Origin of the sequence: Spirillospora sp. NPDC048819 (assembly GCF_040650055.1) — a bacterium.
In the GTDB taxonomy this organism is placed as follows: domain Bacteria; phylum Actinomycetota; class Actinomycetes; order Streptosporangiales; family Streptosporangiaceae; genus Spirillospora.
In genome coordinates, this window is sequence record NZ_JBEZGN010000002.1 from 602,917 (window position 1) to 612,026 (window position 9,110).

A 9,110-nucleotide genomic window follows, 5' to 3' on the forward strand; every position below is an offset into this window, starting at 1 on the left:
CACCTCACTCGGGGGGTTCGGGCAGGATGAGCTCTGCCATTTCGGCGAGCCGGTCGGCCATGCGGGCGTAGGACGTGTAGCCCATGCCCGCGTACACGAGCGCGCCGGTGTAGGCCAGCTCCAGCGCGCCGAGGATCTTGGGGTCGTCGTGGTCGCGCAGCGCGGCCTGGAGCCGCTCGCGGATGGCGACGCCGATCCGCATCCGCAGCTCGCGGACGTCGGGGTCGGTGCCGAGCAGCGCGGTGGTGCACGCGGCGGCGAGGTCCGGCTCGTCCGACACCAGCAGGGCGATCTCGCGCAGCACCTCCTCCACGCGCTCGTGCAGCGTGCCGTCGGCCTCCACCGGCGGCAGCGCACTGAGCCGCCGCCAGAACACCTCGGTGATCAGGTGGTTCTTGGAGGCGAAGTAGGTGTAGGCGGTCGCGGGCGCGACCCCGGCGCGCTTGGCCACGTTGCGGACGGTCAGCCCCTCGTAGCCGGTCTCGCCGACCTCCACCACGGCGGCGTCGGTCAGCCGCCGCACCGTGTCGGCCTGCCGCTCGGTGAGGCGGCGTCGTGTGGGCTCGGTCGTCAGCTGCTCATTACCGGACACGTGTCCAGACATTAGTTCAGAAGCGCGTCGATCGCAACGGTGAGCCCTGCCGCCTGCGCGCGAGGGTCCCGCAACGGGCGCGGGGCGGTCCTGTGCGGTTCCGCGCGGCCGAACCGATGATGGGGTGTCCGGGAGGTCGAAGGTGACCCGGTAGGGGTCAGGGCGACCCGGGGATAGGAGCCAGGTCCCCATGGACGTCAAGGACACGCTGCAGTCGGCGCGGAGCCTCGCCGAACTCTTCCAGCACACCGCGAAGGCACACGGCGACCGGGTCGCCTTGCGTAGCTCGGACGGCGCCGTGGAGCTGACATGGGGCCAGTACGCCGAGCGTGTGCGGCGCATCGCCGGGGGCCTGGCGTCGCTCGGCGTCCGCCGCGGGGACACCGTGGCGCTCATGCTCACCAACAGGCCCGAGTTCCACCTCGTGGACATGGCGGTGCTGCACCTCGGCGCCACACCGTTCTCGGTCTACAACACGAGCCCGCCGTCGCAGGTCGCCCACCTGTTCTCCAACGCCGGCAACCGGGTCGTGGTGACCGAGCGGCAGTGGGTGCCCGCGGTGAGGGAGGCGGGCGGGGCGGTGGAGCACATCGTCTGCGTCGACGGCGCGGCCGCGGGCGCCGTTCCGCTGGCCGACCTGGAGGCCCGGCGGCCGGAAAGGTTCGACTTCGAGGCCGCCTGGCGGGCGGTGCGCCCCGATGACCTCGTCACCCTCATTTACACGTCCGGGACGACGGGGCCGCCGAAGGGCGTCGAAGTGGAACACCGCGCGATGCTCGCGTGCCTGCGCAGCGGACTTCTCCTGCCTCACCTGGGTTCGTCCGCGCGGGACGGGCGGCTGGTCTCGTATCTCCCGGACGCGCACGTCGCCAACCGGTTCTTCGCCCACTACCTTGCGGTGGCCGCCGGTGCCTCGATCACCACCGTGGCCGACCTGAAGACGATGACCCAGGTGCTGCCCGCCGTGCGTCCGACCGTCTTCCTGGGCGTCCCGGCCTTCTGGTACAAGATGCAGGCCGTGATCAGCCAGGCGATCGCCGCGCAGACCGGGGTCCGCGGCCGTCTGGCCGGCTGGGCCGCCCGTGTCGGTCGGCAGGCCGCCGACCTGCGCAACGCCGGCCGCCCCGTCCCGCCCCACCTGGCGGTCCGCCTGGCCGCCGCCGACCGGCTGGTGCTGAGCAGGCTGCGGGCGCAGATCGGCCTGGACGAGGCCGGCGCCGTCATCACCGGTTCCGCGCCGATCGCCCCGGAGGTCATCCGGTTCTTCCAGTCGCTGGGCATCGAACTCTGCGAGGGGTGGGCGATGTCGGAGACGGCCGCCGCCGGGGCCATCAACCTTCCGGGCCGGATCCGGCCGGGGACGGTCGGGGTGCCGATGCACGACGTCGAGGTGCGGGTGGCCGGCGACGGGGAACTGCTGCTGCGCGGCCCGACGCTGATGAGGGGGTACCGCGGTGAACCGCGGAAGACCGCCGAGGCGATCGACGCCGAGGGATGGCTGCACACCGGCGATGTGGGCACCGTCGACTCCGGCGGATACGTCACCATCGTGGACCGCAAGAAGGACCTGATCGTCAACTCCTCGGGCAAGAACATGTCGCCGTCCAACATCGAGAACGCCGTGCTCGTCTCCTGCCCGCCGGCCGCCTCCGTGGTCGTCGTGGGCGACCGCCGTCCCTACGTGGTCGCGCTGATCGTCCTCGACCCCGTCGCCGCGCGGGCCCTCACGGCCACCGACGGGTCGTCCGGCGAGGAGGACGTCTCCGTGCTCTCGGAGCTGCCCGCCGTCCGGGCTGCCGTCGAGGCGGGCGTCGAGCGGGCGAACGCCATGCTGTCCCGGGTCGAGCAGATCAAGTACTTCCGAGTCCTGCCGGTCTCGTGGGCACCGGGCGGTGCGGAGCTGACCCCGACGAACAAGCCCCGGCGGCGGGCGATCGCGGAGAAGTACGCGGAGGAGATCGAGGCCCTCTACCGGCCCGCTCCCTCGCCGGTGGACGCCGACTCGCGCCCGCCCGCGGGACGGTAGGCGCCGGGTGGCCGGCCCGTCCAGCGGCGGAACGCACGGCGGAAGGCACTGGCCTCGGAGAACCCCAGCCGCCGGGCCAGTTCCTCCACGGACTCCTCGCCGCGGGACAGGCTGGCGACGGCGGCCTCAAGCAGGATGTCCTGCTTGAGCCGGCCGATCGACGTGTGCTCGGCCCTCAGCAGCCTGCGCAGATGCTGGGTGCTCACGCTGAGCCGCGCCGCGATGTCGTCGGGTGCCGGCCAGTGCCCGCTCAGCCCGCGGGCGAGGATCTTGCGCACCCGGTCCGCGGTCGACGACCCGTAGTCGCGGGTCGCGAACCAGACGTTCGGCTGGTCGGTGAGGTAGTCGTCGAGCTGCTCCTCGTCCCGTACCAGCGGCGCGGACAGCATCCGGCGATCGAAGGCCAGCGACAGCCGGGCGGCGTCGAACACCGGATGCCGGCCGAAGACGATCTCGTAGTCCGCGGCGTACGGGGGCGCCGGCCAGGGCAGGCGCAGATCGAGGAGGGCGATCCGCCGTCCGACGAGCCATCCCAGCATCCGGTGGATCACCGTGGCGAACATCTCGGCGCCCAGATGGTCGGGATCGTCCAGCTCGCTGACGTCGAGCTCCACCTCGACCAGCGTCTCGCCGGCCATCACGCGCACACCCGGCATGCCCGTCAGGACCTCGCCGGCCTCCGTCAGCCGCTGCAGCGCCGCCCGCAGGTCGGGCACGTGGATCATCGAACGCATCATGAACCGGAACGAGCCCAGCGGAATCGGCGGTCCCAGCCCGAACAGCTCGTCCCCGGTCAGCAGCCACAGTTCCCGGGTCAGCTCCGCCGCCTGGGAGATCGCCACACCCGGCAGGCGCGCGGCGTCGGCGGGAACACCCGCGCGCCGCAACAGGGAGGCTCCGTCCAGCCCCTGTCGCTCACCGACGCTCACCAGCCGCCGGACCATGTCCCCCGGCAACGTCGAACTGCTCACGAATGCACCATAACGCCTGGCCGGAGCGGGGTCCCGTGCGCGCGGCGGTCATGAAACCTGCGAGGCACGGTGCTCGGACGGGGCGCGCCGGATCCGTAGCTTCCGGAGCATGTTCAGTACGCAGAAGGTGGCCGCGCCCGCCCACGACATCGGCCTCGGCGGCACCGCCGTCGGCACGGCCTACCGCCCGGCAGAACGGTGAGTGGAGGAATCATGGGCAGAACGACCACCGGCACCGACCCGAATCCGGGCGCGACCGAGCCTCCGGGGCCTGCGCCCCGGCAGGGTGACGGCGACTCCGAACGCCGTTTCCCACCGGAGCGACGCCGGTACCTCTGGCTGGCCCTCGGGCTGCTCCTGCAGCTCTTCGCCGTCGGCGGGCGGTGGGATCTCGCCCTGGTCGCGTGGGTCTTCCAGATCTTCCTGCTCCGGTTCCTGCGGACCGGCCGGGCGCTGACGGCCCTGCCGCTGGTGTGGCTGGTGGGCGTCGCCGGCGGGATGTTCTGGGTGGTGCAGCTCGCCGTGCCGCTGACCTTCCTGACGTTCATCGGCGTGCTGAGCCTCGCGTCCGGCACCCTCGTGCCCTTCACGGTCGACCGTTTCGTCTCACCGAGGCTCGGCACGCTCGGTCGGCTGCTCGCGTTCCCGGCCGCGCTGACCGCCACCGCGTTCCTGCTCGGAACCTTCAACCCGTTCGGTACCGCCTACGGGCTGCCGGCCGTCACACAGCACGCCGACCTGGCGCTTCTCCAGGTGCTCGCCGTCACCGGCCCGTACGCGATCTCGTTCCTCATCGGCATCGTCGCGACCGCGGCGAATCACCTGTGGGAGCGCGGCGTCTCCTGGCACAGCGCCAGGCCCGCGTTGGCCGTGGCCGCCCTCCTCGCCCTGGTGATCATGGGCGGGCAGGCACGGCTCGCGTTCGCCCCCGCCTCGACCGCGCCCACCGTCCGCGTCGCGGGCCTCAACCCGGACATGGCGGTCAACGAGCGGGCCGAGCGGCTGGCCGGGGCTGGCCTCGGCGACTTCGAGGCCGTGTCCCGGTCCGCCGACCCGGCGGCGGTGCGCGCGGGCTTCGACCTGATCTCCGATCAGCTGTTCGCCGACACGCGCACGGCGGCCAGGGCGGGCGCGAAGATCGTCTTCTGGTCGGAGAACGCGGGCCGCGTGCGTTCCGCCGACAAGCCCGCCCTTCAGGCCGAGGCCGCGGAACTGGCCCGGCAAGAAGGCATCTACCTCAACATGGCGCTGAACATCTACCTGCCCGAGGCGCCCTACGTCCAGGACGAGACGGTCCTCATCGGCCCGGACGGCAACGTGTTGTGGACGTACCAGAAGCACCACCCCATCCCGGGCCTGGAACCCAACACTCCAGGCGTGGGCCCGGTGCCGGTGGTGGAGACGCCGTACGGGCGCCTGACCAACGTCATCTGCTACGACGCGGACTTCCCCGCGATGATGCGCGTCGACGCCGACATCATGCTCGTCCCCGGTGGCGACTGGCCGGAGATGGGCCGCATCCACACCCAGATGGCAAGTCTGCGGGCGATCGAGAACGGCTACGCCCTGGTGCGGCAGGACTTCAACGGCTCCTCCCAGGCATTCGACCACCAAGGCAACGTCCTGTCCCAGCAGGACACCACGCCAGGCGCCAACGACCCCTGGATCGTGGACGTCCCCACGAGCGGCACGACGACTCCGTACCGCGTCATCGGCGACGTCTTCGCCTGGCTGTGCGCGGCGGCGACCCTCGTCGCCATCGGATTCGCCGTCCGACGCCCACGGACGCGGCGCCTCACCACGCGGAAGGAAACCGAGACGGCTTGATGGACGTCAGTTCTCCGGCGCCTTCGTCCATCTCCTCGGACGCCTGTGGGGCGGGTGGGATTCGAACCCACTCAGCGCGAGGCACCTGGGTTACAGCCAGGCCCGACTCTCCGGACGTCGGCGCCGCCCCTTGCGCGGGCCGCGTCCGAGGACGGGCCCGCGTCGTACCTCCGGAGGGATTCGAACCCCCATCGCACAGCACCTCATGCTGCCGTCTCTGCCGTTGGACTACGGAGGCATGCGTGCGGCTCCCGGGATTCGAACCCGGAACATCCACTTCCTGAAAGTGGCCTCTCTGCCTTTGGAGTAGAGCCGCAGGGATCTCGCGAGGGCGGCGTCACTCGCGGTGGCTCGGCCAGGAGGTCTACAGGGAGACGGGATACCGGCCGGGGCGGGCGTGCGACGCCGAGGGCAGTCGAAGTCGATACTGCTCCAGAGCCATGGCCGGTCCTCCTCTCAAGGTCTCGTGTCACCGTCTTGGACGGGCTGACGTCGTCCACGGTGCCATCGCACGGGAACCGCCGCAACGGGTTTTCCGGCGCCGCGGATCACTGCTCGTCCGGCAGGGCCGCGCCGAAGGCGACCAGGGCCCAGAACGCGACCATGATCCAGCCGAGCGCGATCCCGGTCACCGCGAGCCCCATCCCGCGTTCGCCCGAACGCCGTACCCGTATCCAGGCCATATGCCCGGCGACGATCGCCGGGATGGACGGGAGCCCGCAGGTGATCAGCCCGACCGCGCCCATCGAGATCGCGTAGATCGCGAGGCTGTTCATGGGCGGCTTGGCGTGCGGACCGGCGTGCGGGTGCCGTGCGGGCGGGTGCTGTGCGGGCGGGTGCTGTGCGGGCGGGTGCTGTGCGGGCGGGTGCTGTGCGGGCGGGTGCTGTGCGGGCGGGTGCTGTGCGGGCGGGTACGGGTGCTGCGGCGGCGCGGGGACGGCTTGGGCGTTGTAGGCCGTCGGCTGCCGGTAGGCGGCGGGACGGGCGGCGATCGCGTCGGCGTACCGGTTCCAGGTCTCCGCCTCGGCCGTGCGGCCCTGCCCGTTGAGGAGCACCGCGAGGTTGCGCATGGCGCCCGGGTCTCCGGCCTGGGCCGCCTGCCGGTACTGCCGCTCGACCAGCGCCTCCGCCTCCCCAGCGGCGAGCGCCGGGGCCGGGGTGTGCCGTGCCGCCGGAGCCTGGGTCCGCTGCGGGGCGGGCGCCTGGGTCTGCTGCACAGGCGGCCTGGGCGGGGCCTGTGCGGGCTGCTGCCGGACGCCGCTGGAGATGAGGCCGTCCAGCAGTGCCTGGGCGGACGGGCGCCGCTCCGGGTCCTTGGCGAGCGCCGCGCGGACGGCGCCGAGGAGCGAACCGTCCAGCCCGCTCAGATCCGGCTCGCCGCTGACGATCTGGTGGATGATCGCCGGGATCGAGTTACCGCCGAAGCACGGCCCGCCGCGCGCCGCGAACGCCACGGTCGCGCCCCAGGCGAACACGTCGGACGCCGCGGTGGCGCCCCGCCCGTCGAGTTGCTCGGGCGCCATGAACGCGGGCGTGCCGACGATGCCGCCGGTCGCGGTGAGCCTCGTCCCGTCCAGGGACCGGGCGATGCCGAAGTCGATGACGCGCGGACCGAACGTCGACAGCAGCACGTTGGCGGGCTTCAGGTCGCGGTGGACGACGCCGGCGTCGTGGATGGCGGTCAGCGCGGTCGCGATGCCGACCGCGACGGCCTCCAGGTCGGCGCCCCGGAGCGGGCCGTCCTTGTCCACGGCGGCGCCGAGGCTCGGCCCGTTGACGAACTCGGTCACCAGGTAGGGCGGCTCGGCGGCGGGGTCGGCGTCCAGGACCGGCGCCGTGCAGAACGGCCGGACCCGCTGCGCCGCCGAGACCTCGGCCTGGAACCGCGCCCGGTACTGCCGGTCGGCGGCGAACTCGCGTCTGATGACCTTGATGGCGACCTTGCGCCCGGTGCCGTCCAGCCCCACGTACACCGTGCCCATCCCGCCCTCGCCGAGGCGGTCCACGATCCGGTACCGGCCGATGCGTTCCGGCAGGTCGGGCTGCGACACGGGACGTTCTCCTCAGGGCGGGGCCAGGCCCCACCAGACTGGCACATCCGGACGGCGACCCGGCCCATACCGCGCGATTGTGATCAGCCGGGCTTTCCGAGGGACAGCAGGACCGGAAGCACGATCAGCAGCGAGGCGGCCGACGCGACGAACGCCGCGGCAGCGGACACGTGGTAGATCGGCAGCCAGATGAGCGGCGCGAGGGCGCCGCCGCCGAACCGGAACGCCGACACCGCCGACAGCGCCCCGCCCCGGTTGCGCGGCACCGCGCGCAGCGTCAGGCTCTGCAGCGCGACGGTCAGCATCGAGGCGCCCGCCCCGGCCAGCGTCCACCACAGCGCCAGTTCCCCCACGGACCCCGACACCCCGGCCACCGCGACGAAGACCCCGGTCACCACGGCCGCGACGGCGCCGCACGCTCTCGCCCCGAACCGCTCCGTGACGCGTCCCCACACGGCGCCGAGCACGAGCCCGGCCACGCCGAACCCGAGCAGCGCGAGCCCGGTCAGGTCGGCGCCCGCGTCCAGTTCCTCCCGCGCGTACAGCGCGACCATGAACGGCAGGGCCGACGCGCCGGTGTAGGACAGGAACGCCGCGGCCGACAGCGACGCCATCCGCCGGCTGACGAGCGGCCGCCACGGCGGCGCGGACGCGGCGGGACGCGGTTCCCCGGGCGGCGGCGCGAACGCCAGCAGGCCCGCCGCCACGGCCACGACGACGAACCCGAGGCGCCAGGACGACGCCACCACCAGCCCCCCGACCAGCGGCGCGAACGACTGCCCGGCCGACTGGCAGCTGGAGTACACGCCGACGGCCCGTCCGAGCCTGTCGCGGGCCACGATGTCGCCGAGGCCGGCGAGCAGCAGCGGCGAGGTGAACGCGTTGGCCGTCCCGAGAACGGCACGCGCCGCCAGGAACACGGCGAACGACGGGGCGGCGGCGCACACCACCGCGCCCACCGCGTACACGAGGTAGGCGGCGCGGACCGTCCGCCTGCGCCCCCACCGCTCCCCGAGCGTCCCGGACACGAGCTGCAGCAGTGCGAACGGGATGAAGTACGCGGTCAGCGACGCGGCCGCAGCCTCCGGCGACACGTGCACGGACCGCCCGATCTCGGGAAGCATCGGTGCCACGACCCCGCCGCCGAGCGGCCCGAGCAGCGCCCCGCCGTAGACGGCGCCGACCCTGACGCGCTGAAGCCGCACCTCAGGGCAGTTCAGCGCGGAGCGTCCCGGCCACCACGTCCGCGATGACGTTGAGCGGACGGGTGTCGCGCGCCGCCCGGCCGAGCACGAGCGCGCCGGCCTCGAGCGGCCGGGGTCGGGTGTCCCGCGTCATGGCGTCACCCTAGTCCGCTGCTTCATCGGACCGATCTATCCACTCGTCACGACGCTCACCCGGCCTGGCGAAGCCCTGACCGCCGTGGCTCAGCTGACGATGTAGTCGGCGAGGTGATGGCCGGTGAGGGTGGTGCGGGCGGCGACCAGGTCGGCGGGAGTGCCCTGGAAGACGATCTGGCCGCCGTCGTGGCCGGCGCCGGGGCCCAGATCGATGATCCAGTCCGCGTGCGCCATCACCGCCTGGTGATGCTCGATCACGATCACCGACTTGCCCGAGTCGACCAGCCGGTCCAGCAACCCCAG

Annotated in this window: 7 protein-coding genes, 3 tRNA genes and 1 pseudogene; 2 read left to right on the plus strand and 9 right to left on the minus strand. The window is 72.8% G+C overall.

The genetic code is table 11. The features are described from left to right. Window positions 1-4 precede the first annotated feature (4 nt). Window positions 5-592: a helix-turn-helix domain-containing protein gene (locus tag AB0C35_RS05915; RefSeq protein ID WP_358451078.1), complete on the minus strand. Its 588-nt coding sequence runs from the start codon at window positions 590-592 to the stop codon at window positions 5-7. Between the two features lie 190 nt (window positions 593-782). Between AB0C35_RS05915 and AB0C35_RS05920 the strand changes: the two genes are divergently transcribed. Further along, entirely contained in the window at window positions 783-2,618 is a 1,836-nt protein-coding gene (locus AB0C35_RS05920; protein ID WP_358451080.1) for a long-chain fatty acid--CoA ligase, read from the plus strand. On the opposite strand, the gene AB0C35_RS05925 is transcribed toward AB0C35_RS05920, so the two are convergent. Next, on the minus strand, window positions 2,561-3,589 hold the full coding sequence (locus AB0C35_RS05925) for an AraC family transcriptional regulator ligand-binding domain-containing protein (protein WP_358451082.1): 1,029 nt from the start codon (window positions 3,587-3,589) through the stop codon (window positions 2,561-2,563). The genes AB0C35_RS05920 and AB0C35_RS05925 overlap by 58 nt on opposite strands. Before the next feature lie 213 nt (window positions 3,590-3,802). Here AB0C35_RS05925 and AB0C35_RS05930 point away from each other — a divergent pair, with 213 nt between their 5' ends. Then, entirely contained in the window at window positions 3,803-5,416 is a 1,614-nt protein-coding gene (locus AB0C35_RS05930; RefSeq protein WP_358451084.1) for a nitrilase-related carbon-nitrogen hydrolase, read from the plus strand. A gap of 46 nt (window positions 5,417-5,462) precedes the next feature. Here the strand turns inward: AB0C35_RS05930 and AB0C35_RS05935 are convergent. From AB0C35_RS05935 to AB0C35_RS05965, 7 genes and pseudogenes are all read right to left on the minus strand, one after another. Then, window positions 5,463-5,546: transfer RNA gene (locus AB0C35_RS05935), tRNA-Tyr, on the minus strand. Between the two features lie 35 nt (window positions 5,547-5,581). Further along, window positions 5,582-5,654: transfer RNA gene (locus tag AB0C35_RS05940), tRNA-Leu, on the minus strand. A 5-nt stretch (window positions 5,655-5,659) separates the two neighbouring features. Further along, a tRNA-Leu gene (locus AB0C35_RS05945) sits at window positions 5,660-5,732 on the minus strand. Window positions 5,733-5,964: 232 nt separating this feature from the next. Further along, window positions 5,965-7,467, minus strand: coding sequence for a protein kinase (locus tag AB0C35_RS05950; RefSeq protein ID WP_358451086.1), 1,503 nt, complete (start codon window positions 7,465-7,467; stop codon window positions 5,965-5,967). 83 nt (window positions 7,468-7,550) lie between these two features. After that, window positions 7,551-8,672, minus strand: a complete 1,122-nt coding sequence (locus AB0C35_RS05955) for an MFS transporter (RefSeq protein WP_358451088.1) — start codon at window positions 8,670-8,672, stop codon at window positions 7,551-7,553. A 1-nt stretch (window position 8,673) separates the two neighbouring features. Further along, on the minus strand, window positions 8,674-8,805 hold the full coding sequence (locus AB0C35_RS05960; RefSeq protein WP_358451090.1) for a hypothetical protein: 132 nt from the start codon (window positions 8,803-8,805) through the stop codon (window positions 8,674-8,676). Window positions 8,806-8,894: 89 nt separating this feature from the next. Continuing rightward, window positions 8,895-9,110 (minus strand): annotated as a pseudogene (locus tag AB0C35_RS05965) (hypothetical protein); the annotation flags it as partial.